The following is a 14,684-nucleotide window of genomic DNA, read 5'->3' as shown; positions in this document are numbered from 1 at the left end:
CCCGTGGTTGGCTAATTACTTACATTATACTTTCAAGTATGGCGTTTTTTTATTCTAAACGCTTAATAACCGCGATTCAGCTGCTTTTAAGCCGCAACTAATCTAAATTATAAACATTAAGAAATTTACTGAGCGAAAAAAAAGGCAAAGAAACCCTAGGGTGGCTAGTATTCAAATTCTCCCTTGTCTATTTGACGTCTTTTACTGTCTTAAACGCTTTATAAGCGCGTTTCAGCTTATATAGGTAGAAACCTAAAAGTTTTATAAAGACATGAGGTGCACATAGTGCAAAAATTAAGCATGATTTACGCCAAATACATTAAGTTTTTTGTCATTAATCCACTGCAGAGATTGCGAAGATAAATAAATAGCTTCAGTTTCATGATAAGGGGACTGGCGAAGTTTGTAAAGTAACTTTTGCATTTAATTTAAAGTAAAAAAAACAGAAATGTTTTGGTTTGAGGTTTAATTGCCGGAATTTACAATTGGGAGTTGCCTGTATGAGCTTTGAAAGAGGTACTATTCATTTGATAATTCAAAAAACTTGAAAGAATAAAGATAGCTATTGAAATTATCTTGATTTACATCAGTTATCCAAGTTTGACATTGAATACTTAACACTTCCTCCATTAACGCCTTTCTGTAATGTTTATCCAGATGAGACATTATATCATCAAGTAGAAGAAGTGGTGCCTTATTGTAATGAATACACCTTGCTTTTACACTGGATAAAATAATAGAAAGCAGTAATAACTTTTGTTCTCCAGTGGAGCACAGATTTATTGGTACGTTTCTTTTTTGACAAAAAACCCGAAAATTATCGTTATGCACACCAAAGGTTACTCTACCAGTCAATGAATCTTTTTCTCTGTTTTCCTTTAGACGATTCTGAAAATATTCTGCAGTATCGTCCAAAGTTAGCTGGCTGCTGAATTTCAAACTTGCCTTCGGAAAAAACTCACTGGAATGGTTATCAATTGTGTCTTGTAATATTTTTAAAACAGACGATCGCATACGTAAAATACTAACTGCATTAACGGCCATTATGTTTTCAAGACTAGAGAGCCAATTTTCGTCCAAGGTGTTCTCTCTCAACAGTTTACTTCGCTCACGTTTAGCTTTTCTGTGTTTCATGTAGCAGCAAGTGTAATTTTCCTCAAACAGTGAGACTATACGGTCTAAAAATTTTAATCTGTCACTTGGAGAATTAAGAAGAACATAGTCCATTTGTGGAATCAGCCATATTACATTGGATATCTTATACAAAGATGAATAACTCGATTGCGTTTTTCCATCAATTTGTATTAGTTTCTTATCAAAACTCTTTGCGATACCAATTGAATTAAAATCTGTTCCATTAAAAAAATCATAGTGCACTGCCCAATCTTCATTACTGAATCTATTTTGTATCTCACTGGCTTTTGCTTTTTTCATTCCATTGCTTTTAGCAAGCAACGAGATTGCTTCAAGTATATTAGTTTTACCAATACCGTTTTTGCCAGTTATTACAACTGAGCTATCATCTGAATCCAGTTCAAAGTTTGAGTGGCTACGAAAATTATGTAATTTCAGCTTTTTTATGTAGCAATGGGTAGCCATTAACCTATTCTTTAGTTTATATTCTCCTTACTTCTTCCAGAACCTCATCAACATGTCCACTAACTTTTACATTTTTCCAGATCTTCACTATTTTACCTTTTTTATCTATTAAAAAAGTAGTGCGTTCTATTCCCATATACTTTTTGCCAAACATACTTTTCTCTACCCAAACACCATATTTTCCCAACATTTCAGCATTCTCATCAGAAACTAAAGAAAACGGCAGAGAATATTTTGCTTTGAAGTTAGTGTGACATCTAACACTATCTTTTGATACACCAATTATCACTGTGTCAAGGAAAGAAAAATCATCTATTTTATCTCTAAAGCCTTTTGCCTCCATTGTACAACCCGGAGTATCGTCTTTAGGATAAAAATAAAGAACTACATTTTTTTTATCAAAAAATTCACTCAGTGATAAATTTTCACCAGAATCTGTTGGTAAGCTAAAATCGGGTGCATTATTTCCTACTGCTAATTCCATACCTTGCTCCATTAATAACACTTCTATCTATAGTAGTATATTGTAGTCAGAGTATCAAATTTTATATATAGCTAACAGATAAGATTCTTGATGGGGGCTTATTGATGAATTTCTGCCTACCTTCTCGGCTTGCCGCTTTTGATAAAGTGTGGTTTTCGTCTGATGTAAGGCCATATCAAATAGATCCTATTAAAAATCAATCGAATCTTCACATGTTTGTTCTTCATAAAAGAAGTTCAATGTTATCGTAGTACCAAGTTTTGCTTCACTTTTAATGTCAAAAGTTCCACCCATTAACTCTACTAATTTCTTGCTTAGCGGCAATCCGATGCCCGTACCTTCGTTTCTATACCCCGAATCTGCTTGGCCAAAAACAGACATAACTTTATATATGTCCTGCTGCATTATTCCTATTCCATTGTCATGAAACTTAATAGTTAATAAGTTTTTTTCTATATTTTCTTTTATCACCATTCTTATTAAACCATCTTTGGGAGTAAACTTGATTGAGTTTGATAATAAATTTATTATAACTTGTTTCATTCTCTTGGGATCTGCAATGACTAATAATTGTTTATTAGTCATCTCTTTTTTTAAATTAATCCCGGCTTCTTTTAATTTAGGTAATAGCATATTTACGCATGAATCCATTATTTTGTTCAGGTTAAACTTCACTTTTTCTACTGTTAAACTACTTGATTCAGCTTTAGAAAAATCGAGCACATCATTAATTAAGGTAAGTAAGTGTGTTCCTGCATTATATATATCGTCTGCATACTCCTTGTATTGAGAATTATCCATTGAACCTAAAGTTTTATTTTTGATCAACTCCGCAAATCCAATAATAGCATTAAGAGGTGTGCGTAATTCATGTGTAACGCTTGCAAAAAACTTTAGCTTGTTTGCATTTTCTTGCTCTAATGTCTCTTTTATCTGCTGTAATTCAATGTTAGTTTTATGTTGCTTGGCTAGCATTTGGGTATTAGAAAAGTGCAAATAGAACATTATTAATATTAAGATTATTAATAATAGGCCCAAAAATGTTAAAAACAGGCCATATGCTATAACATAAGAATTATTGTAGTTTCGAAGAATCTTCAAAAAAAACGACGGTTTAACGCTATTTTCATGGAATATAGGGAAAATAGAAGTTAATGTATTTCCTGTAGTATAAAATATTTCTTGGTTACTTAATAGTTTATCAATTTCATCGTTTGTAAGTAACTGTTCATAATCATAATCTTGAGTGTTAAAATTACTGAATATTATTCTGCCGTTTTGATCATACAGTATTAAGCTGAAATCCTTTACTTTGCTCACTGATTGTAATAATTCAGCACGTAGTTTTACTAGTTGGTTTATGTAGTCAAAATTTTTGTATTTAATGTGATGCTTTTCTATTAGTAAATAATGGTATTTTTTTATTATGCCATTTTCCAGTACGCTTTTTAAGTTTACACTTGAATCACGGTAAGAAGAAAGGAAATTACTCCTTAGTAAATAATTACAATATATCACACTGAATAAAATCATAAAAATTGATGAGAATAATGCGATAACTTTTGTGTATTTGTTTTTCCCCAGTGCAGAAAACATTAATTTACCTATCTTATACATATCCTTACTCATTGCGAAACAACGGCTTTTATGTTATTAATAATAAAATTTAGCATATAATATTTTATGACAATTTCTCCTATTTTGCCAGTTTATTCTCCTGTTAATATAAATTTTTCTCATGGCAAAGGTATCTACCTATATGATGTTGATGGTGAGCGCTACGTAGATTTTCACTCCGGAATAGCCGTTAGTAGCTTAGGTCACACTAATTCGCGATTAATTAGTGCTCTTAAATTGCAAGGAGAAAAATTATGGCATATATCAAATACCTATAATATACCTGCTGCCAATAATTTTGCAGAAAAATTAATAAACAACAGTTTCGCTAACACTGTATTTTTCTCAAATTCTGGATCAGAGGCAGTAGAATGTGGGCTTAAGATTGCTAGGATCTATCAAAATGGAAAAGGCAATAAAAATCGTCACAGAATTTTAACATTCCATGGTGCATTTCATGGAAGAACCTTTTTAACTTGTGCTACAAACGATAAACAGAAATTTTCTGAATTACTAAATCCCTACATTGATTGGTGTGATAACATCGAGCCCAATATTGAGAGCGTAAAGAAAGCAATTTCAAGTGGTATAGGCGTTATATTAATAGAACCAATACAAGGGCAAGGTGGTATCAAAGTAATGAATGAAGTCTTTATGAAAGAACTAAGAAAGCTGTGTGATGAAAATGACATATTGTTATTTTTTGATTGCGTGCAATGCGGTGCTGGCAGGACAGGAAAATTATTTGCATACGAACATATAGGAGTGGAACCTGATATATGTGCTCTTGCAAAGGGAATAGGCGGCGGGTTTCCGCTAGGGGCTTGTCTTGCGACTGAAAATGCTGCTAAATATATGGCGGTCGGTATGCACGGTTCCACTTTTGGTGGCAATCCGCTTGCAACCTCAGTAGGTAATGCTGTGCTCGAAGAATTGCTCAGCCCCGGCTTTTTGAAAAATGTTGAAATTAGAGGTAAATACTTAAAAAATAAACTAGAAGACTTAGCAAGTAAATTTCCAATAATAGAGGAAGTAAGAGGGAAAGGGTTAATGCTTGGAATAAAAGTGAAAGCAGACAATCAAAAGTTTGCAGAAGAGTTAAGTCATCGCGGCTTGCTTACTGTTGGGGTAACATCAGATAACGTTGTGAGAATTTTACCTCCACTCATTATCACTGAAAAAGAGATTGATGAAGGCATCGAGATTTTGACTCAATATTTATCTGAGAAATCTTCTGATTAGATACTTGCATTAATATGAACGACAATCTGGTATGCTTAGGAATTATTACCTCTCCTCACGGAATTAAAGGAGCTGTTAAAGTAAAAACCTTTACTGAAAAGCCTGAAAATATCTTCTTATATGGTAAGCTAATAAGTGGTGATGAGAATTATAAAATAGACTCAGTATCCGTCATAGGTGATAATTTAGTAATAGCTACAATAAGCGGAGTAAATTCCCGTAATGAAGCAGAGCTTTTAAGGAATAAGAAGCTATATATAGAAAGAAGCAAGTTACCAGAGCTAAATGATGAGGATGAATTTTACCAAAGTGACCTTGTAGATATGGAAGTAAGGCTGAAAAGTAATGAATTATATGGCTATGTAAAATCTGTGTATAATTTCGGCTCAGGGGATATATTAGAAATTTTAGTTATCAGCACAAAAAAACGTATTATGCTGTCTTTCACTAAAGAGATATTTCCACATATAAATATAAAGGGGAGGTATATAGTATTAAATATACCAGAATTTATTGACTAATAAAGACTTTGATATTTATATAAAGCTATTTATAATTATAAGATCAAATTGAAAATGTAATTATGGCAGAAAGAGCTAACGATATCAGACCAGGTCAGGTGTTGGAACATAACGGCGGATTATTTTTGGTTGTAGGTATTATGCATACTCAACCTGGTAAAGGTGGTGCATACATACAAGCCGAAATGAAAAACATCAAAACCGGAGCAAAACACTATGAAAGATTTCGTTCTGATGCAACAATCAGAAGGGCAATTTTAGATGAAGAGGAATATGTTTACCTTTTCACTGAAGGAAACATTGTAAATCTTATGCATCCAAGTAATTACGAGCAAATCACTATAAATTTGGATTTATTGGGAGAAAAAAAGATTTATCTACAGGATAACATGAAAATTAAAGTTGTAGCTTATCAAGACAAAATAATTTCTGCGCATGTGCCTGATTATGTTACACTTGCTGTGAAAGAAACAGAGTCTGTTATTAAAGGACAAACTGCTACTGCTTCTTATAAGCCTGCAATTTTGGAAAAAGGAATGCGCGTTAACGTGCCTCAGTTTATAAAAGAAGAGGATAAAATTGTAGTATATACTCCAGATGACAGCTATTATGAAAGAGTGAAAGAGTAAAAAGAAGAATGTCCATCTCATCACCACGAATTAATGTGATGCTTGATTCTGTGCGTAGTGCTTCCAGGCAGCTTATGCGCGATTTTAATGAATTACAAATCTCTAATGTTAAATCAGCAGACTTTATCAATAAAACTTATTCAAAATCCAAGCAAACCATATACGATTGCTTGCACGATTACAAACGAGACTATGATTTTATTTTTGAAGATGATACTGATCAAGAAGTAAAAGATGACACTTATACCTGGTTTATTATGCCTATAGAGGGCAGGGAGAATTTTTCTAGTTGCATGGTTTATTTTGCAGTATCAGTCTGTCTCATTCATAAAAATAAAGTTGTGGCAGCTGTAATTGATGCTCCGGCTCTTAGAGAAACTTTTTGGGCAGAAGAAAAGAAAGGTGCTTTTCTTGAGGATTTTAGATCTCGTCATATAAAAATGCGGGTGAAAAGCCGTGAAGGGGGTCTAATAGATGTAAGTGGTAATTTGTTAAATAAATTGCTGCCTGGCAATAGTAATGTACGCTCCATAGGTTCAACAATTTTAGGCTTTGCATACCTTGCGGCAGGAAGGCACAGTGGAATAATTTACTCTGGAGTTAACAAATATAAAGCCTTGCTCGGTAGACTTTTTCTGCAAGAAAGCGGTGGAAGGCTAACGGAAGACAACGGGCTAATCATTGCTGGAGATATAAAACTATAGCTAAAGTAATTTATGTTTACCTACAATTTGATAAGCGTAAAACTCGTCATTCCGCTACTTGTTAGCGGAATCCATGCTGAGATACCGCGAATAAATCGCGGTATGATGTAGGGCTGTACTAGCTATAGCATAAACAGGCTACAGAGATAGACAACTTTTCGAAAACTTTTACAAGAGATTCTGTCAAATGTTCTATCATTTCATCGGTATGATAAGGTGTAGGGGTAATACGGAAACGCTCAGTTCCTCTTGGAACTGTCGGGTAATTTATATGTTGAACATATATTCCATACTCATCAAATAATAATTTTGATGCTTTTTTGGATAACTCTGAGTTGCCAATTATTATTGGAATTATATGAGTTTCTGTTGGAATGAAGTTAATTCCTGCATTTCTCAGTGAGTTTTTTACTTTTTCAACGACTTGCTTTTGCTTTTCCCTTTCAATGTTGCTCGATTTTAGGTGCTCAACGCTTGCCTTTGCTGCCGCTGCTAAAACAGGCGACATAGCAGTGGTAAAAATAAATCCTGGAGCGGAACTTCTTATTACATCTACCAAGCTCTTTGAAGACGCTATATACCCACCCATCACTCCAAAAGCCTTTGATAGTGTACCTTGAATAACGGTTATTCTATCCATCAGGCCTTCTCTTTCTGCAATTCCGCCACCATGTGAACCATACATGCCAACTGCGTGCACCTCATCCAAATAGGTAATTGCATTATGTTGATCTGCAAGATCGCATATTGCTTTAAGCGGCGCTATATCGCCATCCATTGAATATACGGATTCAAGTGCTATTATTTTTGGTGTCTTTTTGTCTATAGACTTGAGTAACTGCTCTAGATGATTAACATCATTGTGTTTAAATATATGTTTTGGCCTTTTTCCTGATTTTATGCCTTCTATCATCGAAGAATGGTTCTTCTCGTCTGAAAAAATTACTACGCCCGGAATAACAGACGATAAAGTGCTAAGTGTTGTCTGGTTAGCGAGGTAGCCACAAGCAAAAGTTAAAGCAGCCTCTTTTTTATGCAAACAAGCTAAGGATTTTTCAAGTTCAACAACCTCTTTTGTTGTACCAGATATATTTCTTGTTCCTCCAGCACCAACAGATGAATTTTGGATAGCGGCAATTACACTCTCATTTTGTGACATTCCCAAATAGTTATTACTGCACCAGACTATTACTTCCCTATTTCTTTCATAGTCCATAATGTGGGGGAGCCTACCTGGTAATGACGCAAAGTGCGTAAATTCACGGTAGCGCCCCTCATCTTTTATATCTTTTATTTTATTCAAGAATATTTCTTCGTAGTTTACCAAGTCCTTATTTACCGATAATTAACATAATTATAATAAATTATTAAACGATAGACTACTATATTTATTATACATGTACGGCAGTAGGTACTTTCCCCGTGTTGAAAGGTTTTTCAACCTCGCTGTTTTCAACTTGGCTTTTAGGTGTACAGCAGTATATAACTGCAGCGGCAACCAGACAACAAGCTCCAACTGCTATCCCCACTGCTAACATTTCTAAGTAAACAGAGATAGCTATCGAAGCTACTGCAGCCACGACTAGTGTTGAAACAACTATAGTAGACAATGTGCTTTTTTTGATATTCTGTGGAGAATCATTATCTTCTTCACTTGGATCATTATCATTTTCTATATCTTTCATGAGAGGCTTGTGATCATCCAGAGTTATAGTGGAAGCACTATTAGATTGACTTATCACCATACCTATAGACTGCACAGATACACTACTATCATCCACCCCTTTGCTATTCTGCTCTAGATTATCGGCAGGTAGTTGATCACTACCATTCTTTGACACTACACCTACACTACTATCACCTGCACTTTGCAAATTAGTATTACCTTTTTCACTTGAATCATAACTCTGTACCATAGGTTGAGCTTCCAGCAAAAGTACACCATTTTGATTACTTGCAACTTCATCAGTATCTTCACTAATAGTTTCAACCAGACAACTCACATCCCCTGAAACCTGCGCATCAACATGAATAACACGCTCTCTATCCACAAAGGATAATACTGTGCTATTGTCCACATAGCCGCTGCTTTGTAAACTCACACCACTTTTTTCCACTTTATTGTTTTCAGTATCACTACTCACAGGAGTTACCTGATCACTTATAGTAGCGCTAACATCTTGTATATCTTTATTGTTTTGATTATCAGACTGTCTACCATTACTCTGAACATTATTCACTTGTCCAGAATTTTCTTTAGCTACTAAAGGTGTTGGCACTGATTTTGGTTGTGGCTCTTGTTTATCACTATCACCTTCAAGCGTAGAACCATCCTTACTATTTGTTGTACCTAACATAGATTCTTCTGCATCATAAAAAACTTCATCACTTAGAGAAGCTTGTTTTTCCTCATCGCTATCAACTGATAACACGGTAGCACTTTTACTTTGAGGAACAAGAGCGTCCTGTGTACTTAAACTTTCAATATCATCCGTTTGTTCTGGAACTGGAGTCTCAGAAACTTCTTGTTGCTCTTGAGTATTAGAAGGCTGTGCCTTAAGTTTTGCACTTTCTTCTGGTACATGTTCAGCAGGTTGAGCATGAGCTTGTTTTTTCTCATCATCAATATTAACAGGAGCTTCGTGACTACTTGTAGTAGCGCTAACATCAGTTACTGATGATACAGCAGCCTTAGCATCAGTTCCAATGCTTTTGATCTTGTCTTCAAGCAATTCTTTAGTTTGTAAGAGTTTTTCTTTCTGATCATTTTTTCTTTTCTTCTTAGTAACACCTAGACCGTTAGTGTCCTCCTTCTTTTTAATTTCAGTATTTACTTGGTTTAGGGCCTTCTCCAAAACAAGCTTATCATCATTGCTTTTTAGGAAATTCTTCATCCGCTTAACATCGTAGATAACATCAATAAACAATCCCTGCTTTATACTTTTTTTATTTTTAGACATTTTACCTCTCCTATAATTATTACCTATAGCTTCTTCTATTGAAGCCTTTCCATTACTCATAACATTTTCTTGTGGCTGCTTACTGCCAGCACTTTCAAGTCCTGGATTTTCTGATAGAATGTCACTTGTTATAACTGGAATTTCTAATTCATCTGCAACGTTATTACTTCTTTTTCGTATTATAAAAGTTCCAGGAGTTTGGCACATTTCATCCCACAAATCTTGACGTTCATGGCAGGAATATTTTTGCACATCAATAGAAAATTGCAGAATATTTCTAATTTGCATTAAACTGAATATTAGATCAATATTCTTTTGACGTTTATTGTCTTTTGGATCTTTAGTGTATTCATCATACACTATGCAAGCAGTCTGAACTAATCCATTTACAATACCTGGAAGACGGCTGTTATATTCACGTAAAGCTTCAGATTGCAATAATTTGTTTTCCTTTTCCAGATCTTCTATGCGCTTTTCTATGCTAGATTTAAAAATCTTACACTCCTCTTGAAAAATTACGTTAATTGCACCCTCTTCTGTGTATAAGTAACATACTTCCTTGACTAAGGAGTAATCTTCTTGGCCTATTGAGTAGTGTGTTGCATTTTTCAGTATATTCTGTATGACCGGCCTAATCACTTGCTCATTATGTGATACGTTTTGATGGATTTCTTTAGTGTAAAAAAGCACCTCGACTATAACGTCTGTGTTTGTGTATTCAACATTAGACAATGCAATGAGGATTGATTCGTGTATGTTATCAAATTCGTTATTTTTAAATTTTTGATTGAGATAGCCGATAACATCATTGCTGCATTTAGCACATTTTTCACACAAGTGCTCGATAAATGCAATATTACCAGCATCCAATGCAGTTTTCAGAATTAAATCATAAATTTCTTTTCTGCCACGAGCTCCCATGTTTTTCAGGATTTGTTGCCCTAGTATTGTAATAACTTTATCATCCGCAAATGCTTGTTCATATACATCGTAAATGGCATGATCTGCACTATTAGTGTATCGTTTGCACAGGTATTCAATGACAGATGTGTGTTCCTGGCTTATCGCAGTTTCTAATAAAGTAACAAAACTCTTTTTTAATAACTCTTCTGTTGAGGCTTTTTTAGTTAGCTTATTAATATATCTTTCAAATGCACCCAGCACTATCGTGATGAATTCTTCATTTTTGATCAGAGACGCTGTTTCAAGCACACCATACAAAGAATCAGGATTACTTGTTTTTAACACCTGTCCAAAATCTCTTAAAACGTATTCGACAAAAACTGCATTTAATAATTCTTGCTCTTTTCTTAATGCTATAACTGAGAAAAAACCAATCTTATTAGGTTCGACAAGTTGTATAGTTTGATCTTTTAATCTTCCATAAACTCCATCGGTACCATGGAATTTTTCTATAAAAGCTTCAATATATTTTTGATTACCAACAAGGAGAGGTAAAAGACTTAAGTTTTCTTCAGCAAAAAGAAAATCCTGATATTGCTCTACTAGCTTGTCATTAGCTGCAATTGCCAATAGTACCAATTCTTTTACTGAATAATCATACTTGAAACCCTCTTGATCAAATTTATATTGTGATAGTACATTTGAATATATATGTTGATGGTTGCTTCCGTTTTGTAACTCCAAATTAAGTTGATTTGAACAGAAATCTTTGAGATTTTCATTATCCAGCGTAATAGACCTGCCTTCATAATCTTCAATATTTTGTACAACCTTGTCTAATTCTTCACAATTATCTTCTTGTATAGCTTGATTTAAGATATTTATAATCTCAGCAAAAGTTAAGTTTTTAGGAATGATACCATATGAATCTTCATCTTTTAACTCTACAGTAAACGACCTATCACAACCATCAGGAAAGTTTGCAAGTATTGCATTCTCTAAACTTAGATCTTCAGGGGGTGTGCTACATGGAGTAGCTGGTATCTCTTGACTTTCGCTATCTAAAACTTCAAACTCTTCTTCAATACCTGAATCTTCAGAATCTGGTTTTTCAAAACCATGCCAACTTTTGATTAATCTTTCAGAATTTGATTGGCCCTGTGAAGTTGTATCTTGTGATACAAAGTCTCTAAAATTGGAACCAAACATGTTTTACCTCCTAACTAGCAGCTAAGCTGAGTATAGCATTAAACAGAAATCTTGCCAAGCAAATTATTCAGTCTCTTAGCAAAGCTGCTCGCGTCATCCATCTCTTCGCCTTCCACGATGCAAGCTTGGTAAAATAATAAATGAATCATGTCTTCCAATGTTGGGTTTTCACCACTTTCAGCATAAGATTTCATTATACTCTTTATTACAGGATGCTTAGTGTTAATTTCAAGCACCTTTGGCGTGCGGTAATTTAGCTGCTTTTGTTCACGCAAAAAACGCTCCATGCGAAGATCCATAGCACCTTCATCAACCGCTAGGCATACGGGACTATCAGTCAATTTTTTGGAAATTTTTACGCTTTTTACTGAATCTCCAAGCACTGTGGTAAAATATTGCAGTATAGTTTCCTCAGTTTTTTCTCCATTCGATTTATTTTCTTCATCTGTCTTATCTTCTTCTGAAGAGAATTTTTCCAAATCAACATCTGCACGGGTTACAGACTTGATTTTCTGATCTTTGTATTCATGAATTACACTAGTCCAAAAGTCATCAACTGGATCAACAAATAGGAGCACTTCTAGTCCTTTACTGACGAATCCCTCAAGTTGCGGACTGTTTTTCACTGAATCGAGGCTATTTCCGGTGAGATAATAGATATGCTCCTGCTCAGGCTTCATTCTGCTTATATAGTCATCAATGCTGACTAATTTCTCATCACCAGTACTATGAAATCTGCAAATTGAGAGTAGTGCTTCTCTCTCATCAGTTGGCATAGCTTCGCAAAGACCTTCCTTTAAAACTGCACCAAAATTGGTCCAGAATTTTGTATATTCCTCTAAATTCTCTTTTGCTTTTTTACCGAGCTCTGATATCACACGCTTAGTGAGAGATTTTCTGATCTGCTCAACAACACGATTATTCTGCAGCGTTTCTCTGCTGATATTAAGAGGCAAGTCCGGTGAATCAACCACGCCTTTCAGAAAACGCAAGTATTGTGGTATAATCTGTACGTTATCTTCAGTGATAAATACTTTATTTACATATAACTTCACAGAGCAACGTCTATCTGGATGGAATAAATCAAAAGGTTTTATAGAAGGAACATAAAGCAAATTTGTATATTCTATTGCACCTTCATTTTTATTATGCAATATCATCCAGGGCTCCCCGCCAACGTGAGCAACACTGCGAAAAAAATCGTTGTGCTCCTCTTGAGTAACGTCATTTTTTGGCTTAGTCCAAATTGCAGCCTTACTGTTTAACTTTTCACTTTTTCCTTCTTCGTCTATAAATTCAACAGGAAAATTTATGTGATCAGAGTAAGTAGTGACAATATTTTCAACACGAAATTTATCTAAAAACTCGTTTTCTTCAGGATGCATAATGAGCGTAATTTTGGTTCCGCGAGGGACTTGATTATCTGACTTGCTGATTGAATATTCCCCATCTCCTTTGGATTGCCAGATCCAAGACTCCTCTTCTCCAGCTTTTCTCGATTCTACTATTACTTCTGATGCAACCATAAAGCTTGAGTAAAAACCAACACCAAACTTCCCAATCAGCTCCACAGTTTGGCTTGAATCCTTGCTATTCTTAATCGCATCCAAGAACTTTTGCGTACCAGAGCTTGCAATTGTACCAAGATTGTCTATTAAATCCTGTCTATTCATTCCAATGCCATTATCAGTGATATATAGCTCGTTCTTATCTTTATTGGAGCTGATAGTGATTTTTAATTCGTCACTCAAATCTAGCAAATTAGGGTTTAGTTGAGATTCATAGCGCAACTTATCACATGCATCTGATGCATTTGATATTAATTCACGCAGAAAAATGTCTTTATTGGTGTAAAGTGAATGAATCACTATATTCAGTACTTTCCCTACCTCAGCGTCAAATTTTAAATTTTCAGTTTCTTGTACATTATGCATTTTGAGCTCCATTATTTGCCTACTACCCTAATAATTTAAGTATTGAATCACGATCTTTCAAGGTCACGTACACCAAAATTAATGTGGGTGTAGTTATTATGACACCCAATTTATGGGATCTCTTGCATAACAAACTTTTGGCAGCGCATTGGATGAAACGAAAAACTTCCTTGACACCCTTCGCCAGCCCCCTTATCATGAAACTGAAGCTATTTATTTATCTTCGCAATCTCTGCAGTGGATTAATGACAAAAAAACTTAATGTATTTGGCGTAAATCATGCTTAATTTTTTGCACTATGTGCACCTCATGTCTTTATCAAATTTCTAGCTACACAAGCTGAAATACGCTATTTAAAACATCAAAAAACGCCAACTTAAAAAATGGATAGTGAATAATTAGCTACCCTAGGGTTTCTTTGCCTTTTTTTCTGTTTAGTAAATTTCTTAACGTTTATAATTTAGATTAGTTGCGGCTTAAAAGCGGCTGAGTCACGGTTATTAAGCGTTTAGAATAAAAAAACGCCATACTTGAAAGTATAATGTAAGTAACTAGCCAACCATCGGGCTTTTTTTGCCTTTTTTTTCGCTTGGTAAATTTTTTAATACTTAGATTAGTTGCAATTTAAGAGACCAGAAATGGTCAGTGCTTGGCACTGGAATAACGTCCTCCTTTGTTATCCCAGTGCCCAGACACTGGGATCCAGGAAACTTAATTGCAAGTAATGCATTGGATTTGGTGAGTATGGGTTTTATGTTATAGAATGAAACACTTTTGGTGAATTTATAAAGAAAGCTGGATCCCAGTGTCAAGCACTGGGATGACAAGGTATAAACCTTATCGTCATGCCGCCGCGAACCGTCATACCGCGATTCATTCGCG

11 protein-coding genes are annotated in these 14,684 nt (G+C 34.8%); 4 read left to right on the top strand and 7 right to left on the bottom strand.

Annotation, left to right across the window (positions count from 1 at the left end):
• Positions 1–519: 519 nt before the first annotated feature.
• The 3 genes from recF to WOCAOBSORBRA_RS03055 all read right to left on the bottom strand — a co-directional run bounded on the left by recF (position 520) and on the right by WOCAOBSORBRA_RS03055 (position 3,700).
• Complete coding sequence (gene recF, locus WOCAOBSORBRA_RS03065; RefSeq protein WP_174515906.1) at positions 520–1,599, bottom strand: DNA replication/repair protein RecF; 1,080 nt, start codon at positions 1,597–1,599, stop codon at positions 520–522.
• Between the two features lie 16 nt (positions 1,600–1,615).
• Positions 1,616–2,083 carry a thioredoxin-dependent thiol peroxidase gene (gene bcp / locus WOCAOBSORBRA_RS03060; protein ID WP_174515905.1) on the bottom strand — a complete coding sequence of 156 codons (468 nt, stop codon included), beginning with the start codon at positions 2,081–2,083 and terminating at the stop codon, positions 1,616–1,618.
• A gap of 189 nt (positions 2,084–2,272) precedes the next feature.
• Entirely contained in the window at positions 2,273–3,700 is a 1,428-nt protein-coding gene (locus WOCAOBSORBRA_RS03055; RefSeq protein WP_174515907.1) for a sensor histidine kinase, read from the bottom strand.
• A 66-nt stretch (positions 3,701–3,766) separates the two neighbouring features.
• Here WOCAOBSORBRA_RS03055 and WOCAOBSORBRA_RS03050 point away from each other — a divergent pair, with 66 nt between their 5' ends.
• The 4 genes from WOCAOBSORBRA_RS03050 to WOCAOBSORBRA_RS03035 all read left to right on the top strand — a co-directional run bounded on the left by WOCAOBSORBRA_RS03050 (position 3,767) and on the right by WOCAOBSORBRA_RS03035 (position 6,796).
• Complete coding sequence (locus WOCAOBSORBRA_RS03050) at positions 3,767–4,942, top strand: aspartate aminotransferase family protein (RefSeq protein WP_174515904.1); 1,176 nt, start codon at positions 3,767–3,769, stop codon at positions 4,940–4,942.
• A 14-nt stretch (positions 4,943–4,956) separates the two neighbouring features.
• On the top strand, positions 4,957–5,463 hold the full coding sequence (gene rimM / locus WOCAOBSORBRA_RS03045; protein ID WP_038250708.1) for a ribosome maturation factor RimM: 507 nt from the start codon (positions 4,957–4,959) through the stop codon (positions 5,461–5,463).
• A gap of 62 nt (positions 5,464–5,525) precedes the next feature.
• Positions 5,526–6,092, top strand: coding sequence for an elongation factor P (efp, locus tag WOCAOBSORBRA_RS03040; RefSeq protein ID WP_174515903.1), 567 nt, complete (start codon positions 5,526–5,528; stop codon positions 6,090–6,092).
• 8 nt (positions 6,093–6,100) lie between these two features.
• On the top strand, positions 6,101–6,796 hold the full coding sequence (locus WOCAOBSORBRA_RS03035) for an inositol monophosphatase family protein (RefSeq protein WP_174515902.1): 696 nt from the start codon (positions 6,101–6,103) through the stop codon (positions 6,794–6,796).
• Between the two features lie 118 nt (positions 6,797–6,914).
• Here WOCAOBSORBRA_RS03035 and hemA read toward each other — a convergent pair whose 3' ends face one another.
• The 4 genes from hemA to WOCAOBSORBRA_RS06275 all read right to left on the bottom strand — a co-directional run.
• The gene (hemA, locus tag WOCAOBSORBRA_RS03030; protein WP_155969391.1) at positions 6,915–8,123 is read right to left on the bottom strand and encodes a 5-aminolevulinate synthase; all 1,209 of its coding nucleotides are present in this window, start codon (positions 8,121–8,123) and stop codon (positions 6,915–6,917) included.
• 64 nt (positions 8,124–8,187) lie between these two features.
• Positions 8,188–11,868 (bottom strand): host RNA manipulator TomO, encoded by a 3,681-nt coding sequence (locus tag WOCAOBSORBRA_RS03025; protein ID WP_174515901.1) that lies wholly within the window; start codon positions 11,866–11,868, stop codon positions 8,188–8,190.
• A gap of 38 nt (positions 11,869–11,906) precedes the next feature.
• Positions 11,907–13,802, bottom strand: a complete 1,896-nt coding sequence (htpG, locus tag WOCAOBSORBRA_RS03020) for a molecular chaperone HtpG (protein ID WP_155969111.1) — start codon at positions 13,800–13,802, stop codon at positions 11,907–11,909.
• Positions 13,803–14,410: 608 nt separating this feature from the next.
• The coding region (locus tag WOCAOBSORBRA_RS06275; RefSeq protein ID WP_246165612.1) for a hypothetical protein at positions 14,411–14,684 on the bottom strand (274 nt) is incomplete at its 5' end.

Origin of the sequence: Wolbachia endosymbiont of Cardiocondyla obscurior, from assembly GCF_902713635.1 — a bacterium.
Lineage (GTDB): Bacteria > Pseudomonadota > Alphaproteobacteria > Rickettsiales > Anaplasmataceae > Wolbachia > Wolbachia pipientis.
This window is presented reverse-complemented; position numbering and strand designations above follow the sequence as displayed.

What these genes read in the sequence shown, in the direction of transcription:
- WOCAOBSORBRA_RS03025 (WP_174515901.1), bottom strand. Translation starts at nt 11,868, where the DNA reads ATGTTTGGTTCCAATTTTAGAGACTTTGTATCACAAGATACAACTTCA.
- WOCAOBSORBRA_RS03035 (WP_174515902.1), top strand. Translation starts at nt 6,101, where the DNA reads ATGTCCATCTCATCACCACGAATTAATGTGATGCTTGATTCTGTGCGT.
- bcp (WP_174515905.1), bottom strand. Translation starts at nt 2,083, where the DNA reads ATGGAATTAGCAGTAGGAAATAATGCACCCGATTTTAGCTTACCAACA.
- WOCAOBSORBRA_RS03055 (WP_174515907.1), bottom strand. Translation starts at nt 3,700, where the DNA reads ATGTATAAGATAGGTAAATTAATGTTTTCTGCACTGGGGAAAAACAAA.
- htpG (WP_155969111.1), bottom strand. Translation starts at nt 13,802, where the DNA reads ATGCATAATGTACAAGAAACTGAAAATTTAAAATTTGACGCTGAGGTA.
- recF (WP_174515906.1), bottom strand. Translation starts at nt 1,599, where the DNA reads ATGGCTACCCATTGCTACATAAAAAAGCTGAAATTACATAATTTTCGT.
- efp (WP_174515903.1), top strand. Translation starts at nt 5,526, where the DNA reads ATGGCAGAAAGAGCTAACGATATCAGACCAGGTCAGGTGTTGGAACAT.
- WOCAOBSORBRA_RS03050 (WP_174515904.1), top strand. Translation starts at nt 3,767, where the DNA reads ATGACAATTTCTCCTATTTTGCCAGTTTATTCTCCTGTTAATATAAAT.
- rimM (WP_038250708.1), top strand. Translation starts at nt 4,957, where the DNA reads ATGAACGACAATCTGGTATGCTTAGGAATTATTACCTCTCCTCACGGA.